Genomic DNA, 13,595 nt, shown 5'->3' with positions numbered 1-13,595 from the left:
CCGGGTCAGTCCTCCGCGAGGATCGCGTCGACCTGGCCCAGCGCCTCGCGGATGCCGTCCTCCATGCCCATGCTCACCAGCTGCTCCATGGCCTGCGCCGACGGGAACGTCGACGTGATCGTCATGAGCGTGCCGGGGAACGCGCCGTCGAGCTGCACGACCGCGCGCGTGACGAGGCCGTCGTCCTGCGGGGTGCCGGACTGGTCGGCGAACCCGTCGTCGAACGCGAGGCCCGTGGGTGCGTCGATCGCGACGAACTCCCACCAGCCGTGGGCCTTCTCGCCCTCGGGGCCGGTCATGTAGTACTGCGCGCGGCCGCCGGGCACGAAGTCGTGCGAGGTGAACGTGGCGGGCCACGTCGGCGGGCCCCACCACCGCTCGAGCTTGCGCGGGTCCGCCCAGACCTCCCAGACCTTGTCGGGCGTGGCGGTGAACTCGGCCTTGATCGTGAGCGTCAGCGCCTGCGGGTCCTTGTGGCTCTCGATGACGGTCATGCGTCCTCTCCTTCGTCCAGCAGGGCGTGGATGCGGTCGATGCGTCCGCGCCAGATCTCCTCGTAGGCGTCGAGGAGGCGGGCGGCGGCCCGGATCGCCTCGACGTTGCCGCGCACGAGCCGCTCGCGGCCCTGCGTGGTCTTGGTGACGAGCGCGGCGCGCTCGAGCACGGCGACGTGCTTCTGGACGGCGGCGAAGCTCATGTCGTACCGCCGGGCCAGTGCGGAGACGGACTCCTGCTCGTGCAGGACGCGCCGGACGATGTCCCGACGGGTCCGGTCGGCCAGGGCAGCGAAGACCCGGTCGACGTGGTCGGTGTCCATTCCTACAACCATGTGGTTGTACATTACGCCGCCACCGTTACGTCCGCAAGGGCGCCACGACCCCGCACACCTCGGCCCGCCACCAACGTCGTCCCGGTGGTGCTCGAGCGCGTCGAGGACGACGAGGTTGTGCTCCAGCTGCGCGCGGTGCGCTGGAGGCGTTGACCGGACGACGCAGCGACAGCATGTCGCTCGCGATGTCGGTCGGAGCTACGCTGACCAGCAGTTGCTACGGAGTGGGGGCGCCGTGAGGGGCAACCGTCGGGCTCTCGGACCAGACGCGTCTCAAGGGACGCCGCGCGCGTGCCGTCGTGCATCGTGCGAGACCTCGCCCGCGCGGCCAGCCCTCCCCACTGGCGGCGGCCCGTCCGCGCGCCTGCTGCTGGGACTCCAGCGATCCGCAGGCAACCGGGCGGTGCAGCACCTGATCGCCTCTGCGCCACCGTCTCCAAGCCGGCCTGGGGACGCCGGCCGACCCGCCGTGGCGGTGCAACGGATGGTCAGGACGATCGGCAAGGTTGACGGGGAGGTGCTCGTCGGGTACGAGCGGCTGGCCGGGGCAAACGCGGAGCTGCTTCAGAAGCCGATGGTCCCAAATGGGGAGCCTCTCAACACCAGCTCGTCCAGTTTCGAGTTCACTGAGGCATTTCTCCCGGCACCGGAGCGCGAGATCCTCATCGGTCACGGGAACGAGTACGAGCTCGGCGAATACGACGAGAACTTTTTGATGATCGCCTTCCGAAAGCGCATGACAAAGGGCCTTCGCTACCAGTTTCTGCTCTACGCGTGCAGGGTGGCGGCCGGGCCGGATCCGCTGCATGCGCTGGGCGGCCGGCTATTTTCTCGGTTGAGGGCCTTGGGCTACACCGTCGAGGGCCTCGCGCCGACCACACTCGCGTACGTCGTCAGTGAGCATGATCACTACACCGGGAGCCCTTACAACCCTGCCGCGACCAACTCGGTTAAGGGCGCCGCCGTCGCGTCCTACCGGGCGGCGTTGATGGAGACGGTGTCCGAGCTTATAGAGGTGCTCCAGAATCCAGATCTTCCCGCGCCGGACGCCCCGTCCCCCGTCCGCCTCATCCGCGGCCGCACCGGACATTTTGTGGAGGCAAACCCAAACCCGGATGCGCCAGCGCCGCTGGCGCCGCATGGCACGGCCATTCCTCTCGACCAGGCCGCTTCGGCTGATTTTGAAACACTCAGAACCAGCAACGTCAAGGTGAAAGTGCTGACCAAGGCGAACAAGGACCAGTACCGCAACTATAGTCGCAACGTCGCGAACCTCATCCTCACGCTCGAGGCATTCCGCGCGACGTTCACAGCATCGTCCATCGAGGCGGTCCTCACCAAGCTCAAGGTGATCATGGGCCTGAAGACGTTCAACGAGCTGGTGCTGCAACGCGGAGGCCTTTCCTACGACGAGCTGACCCTCGTCCTCGACAGCCGATACCGCAGAAAGCTGCTTGACCCGGCAACGGCCCAAGCGGCTGCTCCCGGGGCTAAGGGGAGCGCCAAGCTCCCACAGCCCGGTGATCCCAACTGGGCCACCATCTAGGACGCGTGGGCGATCAGGTGCGCGGCGTACTGGCCAGCTGAGGCGGTGCGGCGGGCGGCCTTGTATCCGGTACGGATGGGGGTCTGGCCGGCTTCGGCGGCAGCCCAGGGTGCGGGGTTGGTGGGGTCGGTGGTGGCGCCGCGGGTGATCTGCACCAGGTGCAGGATCGGTGCGGTGAGCTTGTCGGGCAGGGGTCGCAGGCGTCGGCTCATGGTGGGGTCGGTCCTTCCGGGTCGGGTGGGGCTGGTGGTGGGCGCGGTTGTGGGCCGTCGGGGGCTCGATGCCTGCGGCGGGCCAGACCCCGCCGGGTTGGCCGGTCCCGGGCCGGGGCGTGTCGCCTGCCCGGCCCAGGGGGCTTGCTCATGCGTCCGGGTCGTCCTCGCGTACGTCGCTGCCGACGCACCCCTCGCACATCGCGCGACCCTCGCCCCACCGGACCTCGCCGTCGGGGACTGCGTTCCCGCAGACCACGGACTCGACGCCCTCGTATGCCTCCGCGTCGTCCGTCGATTCGCCGGTGAGCAAGGCCTCCACGTCGGACAGCGGGTAGCCCCAGGTGGCCAGGGCGGTGAGGTACGCGCGCTTGGCGGCGTCGGGGTGCCGCCAGGTGTGCACGCCGGTGACCTGCTCGATGGTGGCCAGCAGCAGCACCAGTGCGAGGTGCTGCGCGCGCCGGGGTGGCCTTCGCGATCACCTCGTTGAGCGGGTCAGGCTGTCCCCACTGGTAGGTGGGCAGGTTCAGCCAACCACCGGCAGCCGACCGTCGTCGACCGCCTCCTCCAGGTCCGCGTGGTCCGACTCCGTGCGGTCCGCGTACGCGGCCGCGAAGTCCGCGAGCGCCTCGTCCGCCGCCGAGGACCCGCCCAGGTACGCGCCGATCGCGATCGCGTCCCCCGACCGTGCGTGCGCCCGCGCGAGCGTCCACGCGCACAGCCGCCCGTACGCCGTCAGTCCCGTCGGCCGCGCACCCGTCAGGTCCAGACCGCCCTTCCAGTCGCGCAGCTGCCGCACGTAGTAGTCCCGCGCGACACCGTCCGGGCCCGCCGACCGCTGCCACCCGAGCATCACGTCGCTCACCGCCTGCATCAGACGCTGCCCCTCGACGACCCGCTGCCCCTGCTGCGCGTACCCGTCGCCCCCCACGTGCGGCGCCAGCACCGACGCCTGCGCCTCCTTCGCCTGGAGCACCAGCACGTCGTCCGCGTCCACGCCCTGCAGCAGCACCACGAACGCGCGCGTCCCGACGCTGCCCACCCCCACGACCTTCCGGGCCACGTCGACCACCCGGTACCGCTCCGCGAGCCGACGCCGGTCCGGCGCCAGCGACGCCCGGTAGTCGACGAGCAGGTCGGTCATGCCCCGCCGGAACGCGGGTGCGGCGTCCGCGGGCAGCACGTCCTCCAGCGTCGACACGAGCGGCGGGTCCGCGACGAACCGCCGCTCGTCCCCCTCCACGCGCGTCAGCCGCGCGGCGGCCTGCAGGTGGTCGCGTCGTCGCGCCTTGTCGAGCGCGGTGCGTGCCCGCCGCACCATCCGCTCGTCCTGCGGCACCGCGTCGACGAGGTCCCCCAGGTCGATCCGCGCGTACCAGACCGCCAGCGCCGACTGCCCCGCGAAGTCCCGCACCGCCTCCCGGTACGCGCGCGCCGCCGTCACGACGATCTCCCGCCGACGGCGGCGCCCGACGTCGAGCGAGCGCCCCACGACCTCCAGGCTCGCCAGCAGCCGCTTCAGGTCCCACTCGAACGGCCCCGGGTGCGTCTCGTCGAAGTCGTTGAGGTCGAACACGAGGTTCCGCTCGGGCGACCCGTACGTCCCGAAGTTCGCGACGTGCGCGTCACCGCACAGCTGCACCCGCAGCCCGGTGTCCTCCGACGCGCCCAGGTCCGCCGCCATCACCACCGCCGACCCGCGCAGGTACGCGAACGGCGATTCCGCCATCCGCCCGTACCGCACCGGCACCAGGTCCGGCAGCCGCGTCGTCGCCTGCGCCTCCAGCAGGTCCAGCGCCCCCGGCCGCCCGTCGCGCGTCGCGACGTCCGCCAGCGCCGACCGCGGGACGCGCTTGCGTGCCGACCGCCCCTCGGCCGCCCGTGCCGCCCGCTCGGCCGACGGCCGGACCTCAGGCGCCGTCCGGCTCCCGACCCCGACGCGCTCCTCCGTCATCCGTCGACGGTAGGCCCGGGGACCAGGACGCCTCCTCGCCCGCAGCGGGTGACCCGTCGCACGACGCGGCCGGGCGCGTGGTCGCCCGTCCGCGGTCCGGACGCGCGGGGGCGTGGCGGAGGGCGTGGGATTCGAACCCACGAGGACGGGGGTGTCCCGCCCCAACGGTTTTCAAGACCGTCTCTTTCGGCCGCTCAGACAGCCCTCCCGGCGCCGCTGGGTCCGCCTGCCCGAGGCCCGCGCGCTGGGGTCGATCCTCCCACAGCAGCCCTCCGCGCCAGCGCCCGTTCCGCGACCGACGCGGCACTCACGACGCCGGCTGCGCCCGCTCCCACCAGCCGGCCGGCCACCCCGGGCTCACGACCTCGAGGCCGTGCAGCGCCGCGACCTGCGCGAGCTGCACGTCGTACGTCGCGACCGTCCCGACCTGCGCGTGCGCGACCGCGGCGCCCACGTGCAGCGCCACGAACGACGGCAGCACGGTCGCGACGCGCGCGGCCGCGTGCAGGGACTGGTCGGAGAACCGCACGACCTCGACGCGGTCGGTCACGTCGTGCGCGACGCCGTGCGCCTCGACCCCGCGCGGACGTGCGACACGACGCAGCTCGCTCACGCCGAGGAACGTCGTGACGAGCCGGTCCTCGTGCTCGGCGACCCACGCGAGCCACGCGTCGCGCGACGGTGCGCCGCGCAGGTACCGGGTCAGCGCCGACCCGTCGACGTAGACCCGGGGCCGCTCGCGGCGCGGCACCAGCGACCACGGCACGGCGCCGGTCGGGGCGGCGGAGTCGGGCGCGACGGGGTCGACGGCCACCGTGGGCGCGACGTCGTCGTCTGGCGCGTCCCCCGGCGGCCCGACGACAGCCGACCGGACGACGGCCGAGTCGACGACAGACGAGTCGACGACAGACGAGTCGACGACAGACGAGTCGACGACAGACGAGTCGACGACAGACGAGTCGACGACAGGCGAGTCGACCGCAGCCGGGTCGACGACAGGCGGGTCGACGACAGCCGGGTCGACGACAGGCGAGTCGACGACAGACGGGTCGAGCGCAGCCGGGTCGACAACAGACGGGTCGACGACAGACGGTCCGACGACAGACGGCTCGACGACAGCCGTGTCGACGACGGGCGGCTCCACGACCGGCGGCTCCACGAGCGGCGGCTCGACGGCGCCCGGGCCGACGGCGCCCGGGCCGACGGCGCCCGGGCCGACGCCGGCCGGCCCCCCCTGGACCGGCGAGGCCACGTGCGCGTGCACGGGCGCGAACGGGTGCGGGACGTCGGGCGGCGGAGCAGGTGCGGAGGTCGGCGCCCAGGGCAGCGGCCGACCGGCGGGGTGCGCGTCGGTCGGGATCGGCGGCACGGGCTGCTCGGCCTGCCGGTCGTCGGCGGGCGTGCGCGGCTCGGGCAGGACCGGCACACGCGTCACCACGCGGTCGGCCGCCCCGTCGCCCGGACCGTCGAGCACCGGCGGACGCCCGAGCACCGGACGGCGCTCGGGTGGCGGCGGGGGGACGACCGGCGGCACCCTCCCATGATCTCGCACCCCGTCTGGGACCCCGGACGTCGCCCGACCCACCCCCCGGTGGTCCGGCGGGGCCGCCGACGAGGGCGCAGACGCCGACGGCCGGCCCCCGTGCGGGGACCGGCCGTCGGTGCGTGCGGGGTGGCTCACCGGTTGCGCAGACGCTCCATCGCGAGCTGCACGAGCGAGATGAGCGCCTGCTTGGTGGCGGCACGCGACCGGGCGTCCGTGTAGAGCACGGGCACGTGCGCCGGGATGGCGAGGGCCTCACGGACGTCGTCGAGCTGGTGCTTGGCGACGCCGTCGAAGCAGTTGACACCCACGACGAACGGGATGCCACGGCTCTCGAAGTAGTCGACCGCCGGGAAGCACTGGTCGAGACGGTCCGTGTCCACCAGGACGACCGCACCGATCGCGCCGCGGACCAGGTCGTCCCACATGAAGAGGAAGCGGTCCTGGCCCGGCGTGCCGAACAGGTACAGCCACAGCTGGCCCGGCAGCGCGATGCGGCCGAAGTCCATGGCGACGGTCGTGGTGGTCTTGCGGTCCGACACGCCACCGGCGTCGTCGACGCCGACGGAGTGCTCGGTCATCGCGGCCTCGGTGTTGAGGGGCTCGATGTCCGAGATGGACCCGATGAAGGTCGTCTTGCCGACGGCGAAGCCGCCCGCGACGACGATCTTGACGACGGTGGGTGCGACAGACCCCGCGGTCCCCGCCGGAGCGGCGACGGCGGCGTCAGAGGGCGGAAATGCCATTGAGAACACTCTCCAGCACGCTCAGGGACAGGGCGGGGGACTCACCGGTGTTGACCTCGACCGGCTGAGAGGTGTGCACGCGCACGTACTGCTGGTCGGAGAGGTCGGACACGAGGATCCGGACCACCCCGAGGGGGAGGTGGAGCAGAGCCGAGAGCTCTGCGACCGAGATGTAGGTGTGCGCGGCGTGCTGCAGGATCGCCCGCTTCTCGGGCGGCAGCCCCGCGCTGGTCACAGCGCCCGGCATCACCTCGACCAGCGCCTCGAGGGGCAGGTCGGAGCGCGCCGAGCGCACGCGGCCGCCGGTGACGGCGTAGGGCCGCACCGTCCTGGCCTCGTACTCGATGTGCTCACTCATGTTCGAGCCGTCTCCGTTTCGCGTCAGGCCACGGGGGCGCGGGTCGCGCCGTCGACGGGGAGCTGGCCGCGCATCTCGGAGATGAGCTGCGGGGTGAGCGTCGCCTCGGTGCGCGAGACGAGCATCGCCATCTCGTAGCCGATGAGGCCGACGTCGCAGCTCGACTCGGCGACCACGGCGAGGACCGAGCCGTTCGAGACGCTCATGAGGAAGAGGAACAGGGCGTCCATCTCGATGATCGCCTGGCGCACCTCCCCCGCACGGAGCTGGCGCGACGCGCCACGGGTCAGGCTCGACATGCCGGAGACGATCGCCGCGAGCTGGTCGCCGCTGGTGCGGTCGAGCTGCTCGGACATCGCCATGAGCAGACCGTCCGCCGACACCACGAGCGTGTGGCGAGTGCCGGGCACGGTCCGGACGAAGTTGTCCAGGAGCCAGCCGAAGTTGGCTGCCTCGGTGCTGAGCGCGGTCACACTTCCTCCTTGCTGGTGCAGTCGGTGACGACTGCGGGGTGAGACGTCACCTGGGCGGAGACGGCTGGTCGGGATTCGTAGGCCGTCATGAGGCCTGGCCGTTCTGGCCGGAGGGGCCGTCCGCGGCACGACGGCCACGGCTGGTCCCGGACTGGAAGCTCGACAGGCGGGAGCGGAGCTGGTCCGCGTCGCGCTGGACGGGCTTGCCCTCGTCCGCGGCCGGGACGGCCGACGGCACAGCTGAAGGAACACGCCGCTGCAGCGTCTCACCGGACATGCCCATCGAGGCGGGCCGGTAGGCGGACAGCTGGCTGAGCTCCGAGAGCGCCTGCTCCTGGATGTCCGATCGCATCGCGAGCATCGCGGCGACCTCGTCGTCGAGCGTCCCGATGCGGGGCGCGACCGACGGCGGGAGCGACGGGTGCGGGACGGTCGCGGCCGGGGCCGCGGCTGCCGGCGGGCGGGGAGCCCACTCCGGCGGCGCCCAGCCGGCGCCGGACCGCTGCTCGGTCGCCGCGGCGGCCGGCACGGGAGCCGGGGCCGGGGCGGGCGCGGCCGGGGCGGTCCACGTCGCCGCGGCCCACGAGGGCGTGGCGGCGGGCGCGGGCGGCTGCTCGGCGTTCCAGGCGGACGTGCGCGGCGGGGCGGGCTGCTCCGCGACGGGCGCGGGGGCGACCGGGGTCGGCGCGGACGCCGTCTCGGCGCCGTCCTCACCCTTGCGACGACCGAACAGACCCCAGCGACGCTTCGGCTTGTCCTGCTCGCCCCCCTGGACGAGCTCGTTGAAGCCGGCGCTCGGGGCGGCAGCCGCGGCGGCCGCGGGCTCCTCGGTGGGCGCGAACGCGCGGGTCGCGCCGTGCCACACGGGCTGCGGGCCGGCCTGCTCGGCGACGGGCTCCGGGGCGACGGGAGCCTCGGCGACGGGCGGCTGCCACGCGGGCTGCTGCTCGGCGACGGGCGCCTGCCACGCCGGCTGCGGCTCGGCGGCCGGGGCCTGCCAGGCCTGCTCGGCGACGGGCGCACCCCAGGCGGGCTGCGGCTCGGCGACCGGCGCCTCCCACGCGGGCTGCGGCTCGGCGACGGGCGCCTCCCACGCGGCCTCGGGCTCCTCGTCGGGGACGAGCTGCACGGGGGCGAACGTCGGCGCAGCCGGGGCGGGCTCGGGCTGGACGACGGGCTCCGCGACGGCCTCGGCGGCCGGCTCGGCGGTCTCCCAGGCGGGCGCCTGCCACGTCGGCGGCTCCCAGGCGGGCGCCTCCCACGCGGGCGTCGGCCACGCGTCGGCCTCGGCGGCCGGCTCCTGCGCCGGGGCTGCGGGCTCCGGCACGACCGGGACGGCGCCCGTGTGCCAGGCGCGAGCCTCGTCGAGGGCCTTCTCGAACGGCACGTCGGCCTGCGGCGTCGTGGAGCGGGCAGCCCATCCGGCGTACCCGCTGTAGGACGTGAAGCCCTGCAGGCGGGACGTCCACACCGGGGCGTCACCGGCGGGGGCGTCGGCCGTGGCGGGCTCGTCGACGACGGGCTCGGCCCACGACGCGGCCGGGGCGGCGGGTGCGGCGGACCGCGACGGCAGGCCGGTCGAGGTCGCGGCGGGCGCCTCGGGGGCGCTCCACTGCTCCTCGGCGGCGGGCGTCGGCTCGGCCGGTGCGAACGACGGGGCCCAGGCGGGCTCCTGCGTCTCAGCGGCCGGCGTCGGCGCCCACGCGGGCTCCTCGGTCTCGGCGACCGGGGTCGGCGCCCAGGCGGGCTCCTGCGACTCGGCGACGGGGGTCGGCGCCCAGACGGGCTCCTGCGTCTCAGCGGCCGGCGTCGGCGCCCACGCGGGCTCCTGCGACTCGGCAACCGGCGTCGGCGCCCACGCGGGCTCCTGCGTCTCAGCGGCCGGCGTCGGCGCCCACGCGGGCTCCTGCGACTCGGCGGCCGGGGTCGGCGCCCAGGTCGGCTCCTCGGTCTCGGCAACCGGAGTCGGCGCCCAGGTCGGCTCCTGCGACTCGGCGACCGGCGTCGGCGCCCACGCGGGCTCCTCGGTCTCGGCAACCGGGGTCGGCGCCCACACAGGCTCCTCGGTCTCGGCGACCGGCGCCGGCGCCCAGGCCGGCTCGGACTCCTCGGGAGCGGCCGCGACGGCGACCTCGTCGGCCGGAGCCTCGACGACGTCCGCCGAGTCCTCGGCGGGGGTCGGCGACCACTCGTCGTCCTCCGCGAGCTGCGGCACGACGATCGGCTCCGCGGCCTGGGAGTGCGCACCGAGCGACATCCAGGGCGCGCGCACCGGGTCGGCGGGACGGTCGTCGTCGTCCGAGGCCAGGCCGGGGATCGAGATGCCGGACGCCGGGGTGCCGGTCGCCAGGTCGCCGCGACCGCGGAACCCGGAGAACAGACCGGCACGCGCGGCCGGCGAGGCGGGCGCGGCGGGAGCAGGGGTGGCCTCGGGCTCGGGCGTGGGGGCCCACGCCGCGGTCGACGCCCGCGAGCGGCTCGGCAGGCCCGAGTTGAGCGGGGTCGTCGCGATCGTCGGCGGCGTCCACTCGCCCCCGGCGGAGCCGAGGTCGGCGGCGAGGTTCCCGGACGGGACCTCGGGCAGGACGATCTTGTCCTCGTCGAACGTCTTCGCGGAGCGGGTCGGCAGCTGGCCGCCGCCGCGCACCGGCAGCGACGAGGGCGCGATCTCGTTCTCGCCCGTGTCGTCCGTCTTCTTGCGCCGCGGCAGGCCGAGGCCCGTCTGGCCGTCGGTGAGCGCCGCGAGGTCGACCTCGCGGACGACGGGCGCCTGCTCGGCCACCGGGGCGGGGGCCGCGGCCGGCAGCTGCGCGGGCTGCGCCGCGGGCGGCGCGCCGTACAGCGAGGTCTCGGTCGCGACGAACAGCGTCGACGGGAACCGGACGATGGTCTCCGTACCGGTGCCCTGCGAGCTCTTGTGCAGGCGGACCTCGGCACCGAGGCGCTGCGCCAGCCGGCCGACGACGAAGAGGCCGAGGCGCTGGGCGCCCAGGGCGTCGCTGGCGGACACCGACACGATCTTCGAGTTGGCCGCGGCGAGCTCCGCCTCGGTCATGCCGAGGCCGTGGTCGAGGATGCGGACGTACACGTGCTGCCCGGACACGCCGGTCGTGACGGTGACGGGCGTCTCCGGCTCGGAGAAGATCGTCGCGTTCTCGAGGAGCTCGGCGAGCATGTGCGCGGCACCGAGGGCGTTGAAGCCGAGCATGTGCGGGTCGACCTGCAGGTCGAGCTCGACGCGGTCGTACTGCTCGATCTCGGAGGACGCGGTCCGGATCACGTCGGACAGCGGCATGGCGTCGCGCAGGCGTCGACCGGAGTCGATGCCGGCGAGCACGAGGAGCGACTCCGCGTTACGACGCATCCGGGTGGCCAGGTGGTCGAGGCGGAAGAGGTTCGCCAGGGTCGACGGGTCCTCCTCCGCGCGCTCGAGCGAGTCGATGAACGACAGCTGGCGGTTGAGGAGCACCTGGTCGCGACGGGCGACGTTGACGAACATCTCCGCGATGGAGCCACGGAGGGCGGCCTGCTCCTGGGCGACCTGGACGGTCGTCGCGTTCACGGAGTTGAACGCCTCGGCCAGAGCGCCGACCTCGTCGCGGGAGTTCACGGGGATCGGCTGCAGGACGATCTCGGGACCCTCGCCGGGGACGGCCACCTGCTCGACGAGCTTCGGGAGCTGCTCGCGGACGTCACCGGCGGCGGCGGTCAGACGCCGCAGCGGCGTGACGATCGCCCGGGCGATGACGAGGGCGAAGAACAGCGACAGGGCGGCGGCGGCGATCGCGATCGCGATCGTGTAGACGGCGCGGGTCTCGGCGGCGGTCGCGGCGGAGTCGGCGATGTCGGACGCCCGCTCGAGGACGGCCTCGTTGACACTCACGAGCGACGCGAGCTGCTGCTGGATGTCACCGGCGTACGCGGCGGGGTCGATGCGGTCGAAGCCCTGCGCGTTGCCCTGCTGCATCCACGTACGCATCGACGTGAAGGACGAGGAGGGGTCACGGGCGGGCATCGCGATGCCGTTCTCACCGAGCCGCTCGACGGCGGCACGGGCACGGGCACGGGACACCTCGGTCGTCGTGACGAGGTTCTGGTAGACGCGGGCGCCGGCGGCCTGCGCCTGGCGGGCACGCAGCAGGCCCTGACCGGCGAGCATCTCGGTCACGAGGCCGTCCGCCGTCGCGGAGACGTCGCGGTACGCCGTGACGTACTGGGCCAGGTCGCGGTCGTCGAGGACGTTCGCGACCTGCTCGACGAGGTCGATCTGGCCCTTGATGATGGCCTCGTAGCTGTTGGCCGTCTGGTTCCGGTCGCCCTTGCCGTCGACGAGCGTGCGCACCTGCGGCAGCGCCGTGTTGTGCGCGAGCTGGACCTCCTGGAACTGCCGCACCACCGAGGCGGGGAACTCCTCGAGGTCGAGCTCGCGGGTGATCGGGCGCACCTTCGCGAGCATCGAGTCGGTGGCGCTGCGCGCCGCCTCGATCTCCTCCATGGGCGCGGCGTTCACCGACAGCACGCGCTCCGTCTGGATCGCGCTCGCCAGCGGGGCGTACGCCTGGAGCGCCGCCACGGCACCCTCGGCCGCCCGCACACGCTGCGCCTCGCGGATCGCGTCGTACGAGATGAACGCCCCAGCACCGAACAGGACGAGCATGGGCACGGCAAGGACAGCCAAGATCTTGGCGCGGATGCCAAGCCGTCGCAGCATGTCGTTCCTTTCCTCCACCCGACACGGGTGTTGCCACCGGGGGGCGTGCCGGCCCTGCGTCCTGACGGACCCTCTGGGGGTCCACCGCCACCATCGGCTCCTGGACACCGGACCATTAGCCCGGGCCAGAGTTTGCCATGGACCTCACCCGATGGGATACGTCGGGACGAGACCAGGTGCGCACCCTATCTGCCGCGTCCTGACGGGCCGCTAGGGTGCGCAGATGCGGGCAGTCGTGGTCTCGGAGCCGGGTCCGGCGGACGTCCTGCGCGTCGCCGAGGTGCCCGACCCGACACCCGGGCCCGCGGACGTCCTGGTGCAGGTCAGCGCCGCGGGAGTCAACCGCGCGGACCTCCTCCAGCGCGAGGGTCACTATCCCCCGCCGCCGGGCGCCCCGGCCTGGCCGGGGCTGGAGGTGTCCGGGGTCGTGGTCGCCGTCGGCGAGTCGGTGACGGACCGGTGGCGGCCCGGCGACCGCGTCGCCGCGCTCCTCGCGGGCGGAGGTTACGCCGATCGGGTGACGGTGCGCGCCGACCTGTGCCTCCCCGTGCCGGACGACGTTCCCCTGGAGGACGCCGCCGCACTGCCCGAGGCGGTCGCCACGGTGTGGTCGAACCTGCGCGCGGCGCACCTGTCCCCCGGGGAGTCGCTGCTCGTGCACGGCGGGTCCGGCGGTGTCGGCTCCGTGGCGGTACAGCTGGCAGGTGCGCTCGGCACCCGGGTGCTCGCGACGGCCGGCGGACCCGACCGGGTGGCGCGGGTCCGCGAGCTCGGTGCCGACGTCGCGCTCGACCACCGCGAGGAGGACCTCGTCGGCCGCGTCCGTGCGGCGACGGACCACCGCGGTGTCGACGTCGTGCTGGACGTGCTGGGTGCGGGGGCGCTCGCGGACAACCTGCGGCTGCTGGCCGACGGTGGCCGGCTCGTCGTCATCGGGCTGCAGCAGGGTCGACGCGCGGAGCTCGACCTCGGCCTGCTGCTCGCGCGCCGCGCGTCGGTGATCGGCACGACGCTGCGCTCGCGCCCGCACGCGCAGAAGGCGGCGATCGTCGACGGTGTGGCCCGGCACGTGTGGCCGCTCGTGGCCGAGGGCCGGGTGCGTCCCGTCGTGCACGCGCGCGTCCCGCTGGCCGACGCCGCGGAGGCGCACCGGATGATGGAGCGCGGCGAGGTCTTCGGGAAGGTGCTGCTGGTCCCCTGACGCCGCCCGCGCGCCGGTGGGC

Annotated in this window: 13 protein-coding genes and 1 tRNA gene; 2 read left to right on the top strand and 12 right to left on the bottom strand. The window is 74.0% G+C overall.

From position 1 onward, the window contains the following. Positions 1-5 precede the first annotated feature (5 nt). The gene (locus tag OOT42_RS01495) at positions 6-494 is read right to left on the bottom strand and encodes an SRPBCC family protein (protein WP_273653202.1); all 489 of its coding nucleotides are present in this window, start codon (positions 492-494) and stop codon (positions 6-8) included. Continuing rightward, a complete protein-coding gene (locus tag OOT42_RS01490) occupies positions 491-817 on the bottom strand; it encodes an ArsR/SmtB family transcription factor (protein ID WP_272729023.1) in 327 nt (108 codons plus the stop codon). Before OOT42_RS01490 ends, OOT42_RS01495 begins: the two co-directional genes overlap by 4 nt. A 496-nt stretch (positions 818-1,313) precedes the next feature. On the opposite strand from OOT42_RS01490, the gene OOT42_RS01485 reads away from it, so the two are divergent. Continuing rightward, on the top strand, positions 1,314-2,375 hold the full coding sequence (locus OOT42_RS01485) for a hypothetical protein (protein ID WP_273653201.1): 1,062 nt from the start codon (positions 1,314-1,316) through the stop codon (positions 2,373-2,375). Here OOT42_RS01485 and OOT42_RS01480 read toward each other — a convergent pair. The 10 genes from OOT42_RS01480 to OOT42_RS01440 all read right to left on the bottom strand — a co-directional run bounded on the left by OOT42_RS01480 (position 2,372) and on the right by OOT42_RS01440 (position 12,372). Further along, positions 2,372-2,587, bottom strand: a complete 216-nt coding sequence (locus tag OOT42_RS01480; protein ID WP_273653200.1) for a hypothetical protein — start codon at positions 2,585-2,587, stop codon at positions 2,372-2,374. The two genes, OOT42_RS01485 and OOT42_RS01480, sit on opposite strands and share 4 nt — an antisense overlap. A gap of 148 nt (positions 2,588-2,735) precedes the next feature. Then, positions 2,736-3,026, bottom strand: a complete 291-nt coding sequence (locus tag OOT42_RS01475) for a hypothetical protein (protein WP_273653199.1) — start codon at positions 3,024-3,026, stop codon at positions 2,736-2,738. An 87-nt stretch (positions 3,027-3,113) separates the two neighbouring features. Beyond that, positions 3,114-4,541: a DUF2252 domain-containing protein gene (locus OOT42_RS01470; RefSeq protein ID WP_273653198.1), complete on the bottom strand. Its 1,428-nt coding sequence runs from the start codon at positions 4,539-4,541 to the stop codon at positions 3,114-3,116. Between the two features lie 113 nt (positions 4,542-4,654). Next, a tRNA-Ser gene (locus OOT42_RS01465) sits at positions 4,655-4,749 on the bottom strand. A 99-nt stretch (positions 4,750-4,848) separates the two neighbouring features. Further along, a complete protein-coding gene (locus tag OOT42_RS20275; RefSeq protein WP_423775993.1) occupies positions 4,849-5,292 on the bottom strand; it encodes a PIN domain-containing protein in 444 nt (147 codons plus the stop codon). Beyond that, positions 5,244-5,969: a pentapeptide repeat-containing protein gene (locus OOT42_RS20270; protein WP_423775992.1), complete on the bottom strand. Its 726-nt coding sequence runs from the start codon at positions 5,967-5,969 to the stop codon at positions 5,244-5,246. Before OOT42_RS20270 ends, OOT42_RS20275 begins: the two co-directional genes overlap by 49 nt. 249 nt (positions 5,970-6,218) lie before the next feature. Continuing rightward, complete coding sequence (locus OOT42_RS01455; protein ID WP_124342967.1) at positions 6,219-6,830, bottom strand: GTP-binding protein; 612 nt, start codon at positions 6,828-6,830, stop codon at positions 6,219-6,221. Beyond that, a complete protein-coding gene (locus tag OOT42_RS01450; RefSeq protein ID WP_124342968.1) occupies positions 6,811-7,188 on the bottom strand; it encodes a DUF742 domain-containing protein in 378 nt (125 codons plus the stop codon). Before OOT42_RS01450 ends, OOT42_RS01455 begins: the two co-directional genes overlap by 20 nt. Positions 7,189-7,211: 23 nt before the next feature. Further along, the gene (locus OOT42_RS01445) at positions 7,212-7,661 is read right to left on the bottom strand and encodes a roadblock/LC7 domain-containing protein (protein ID WP_124342969.1); all 450 of its coding nucleotides are present in this window, start codon (positions 7,659-7,661) and stop codon (positions 7,212-7,214) included. Positions 7,662-7,746: 85 nt separating this feature from the next. Continuing rightward, positions 7,747-12,372 carry an ATP-binding protein gene (locus OOT42_RS01440; RefSeq protein WP_273653196.1) on the bottom strand — a complete coding sequence of 1,542 codons (4,626 nt, stop codon included), beginning with the start codon at positions 12,370-12,372 and terminating at the stop codon, positions 7,747-7,749. A gap of 223 nt (positions 12,373-12,595) precedes the next feature. Between OOT42_RS01440 and OOT42_RS01435 the strand changes: the two genes are divergently transcribed. Then, a complete protein-coding gene (locus OOT42_RS01435) occupies positions 12,596-13,573 on the top strand; it encodes an NAD(P)H-quinone oxidoreductase (RefSeq protein ID WP_273653195.1) in 978 nt (325 codons plus the stop codon). Positions 13,574-13,595: the final 22 nt, after the last annotated feature.

Source organism: Cellulomonas fimi (genome assembly GCF_028583725.1).
Lineage (GTDB): Bacteria > Actinomycetota > Actinomycetes > Actinomycetales > Cellulomonadaceae > Cellulomonas > Cellulomonas fimi_B.
Note: the sequence above shows the minus strand (reverse complement) of the source record. Positions and strands in the feature narration are given on the sequence as shown.

Excerpts from the sequence above, each read along its gene's own strand:
- OOT42_RS01495 (WP_273653202.1), bottom strand. The coding sequence starts at position 494 with ATGACCGTCATCGAGAGCCACAAGGACCCGCAGGCGCTGACGCTCACG.
- OOT42_RS01490 (WP_272729023.1), bottom strand. The coding sequence starts at position 817 with ATGGACACCGACCACGTCGACCGGGTCTTCGCTGCCCTGGCCGACCGG.
- OOT42_RS01485 (WP_273653201.1), top strand. The coding sequence starts at position 1,314 with ATGGTCAGGACGATCGGCAAGGTTGACGGGGAGGTGCTCGTCGGGTAC.
- OOT42_RS01480 (WP_273653200.1), bottom strand. The coding sequence starts at position 2,587 with ATGAGCCGACGCCTGCGACCCCTGCCCGACAAGCTCACCGCACCGATC.
- OOT42_RS01470 (WP_273653198.1), bottom strand. The coding sequence starts at position 4,541 with ATGACGGAGGAGCGCGTCGGGGTCGGGAGCCGGACGGCGCCTGAGGTC.
- OOT42_RS01455 (WP_124342967.1), bottom strand. The coding sequence starts at position 6,830 with ATGGCATTTCCGCCCTCTGACGCCGCCGTCGCCGCTCCGGCGGGGACC.
- OOT42_RS01450 (WP_124342968.1), bottom strand. The coding sequence starts at position 7,188 with ATGAGTGAGCACATCGAGTACGAGGCCAGGACGGTGCGGCCCTACGCC.
- OOT42_RS01440 (WP_273653196.1), bottom strand. The coding sequence starts at position 12,372 with ATGCTGCGACGGCTTGGCATCCGCGCCAAGATCTTGGCTGTCCTTGCC.
- OOT42_RS01435 (WP_273653195.1), top strand. The coding sequence starts at position 12,596 with ATGCGGGCAGTCGTGGTCTCGGAGCCGGGTCCGGCGGACGTCCTGCGC.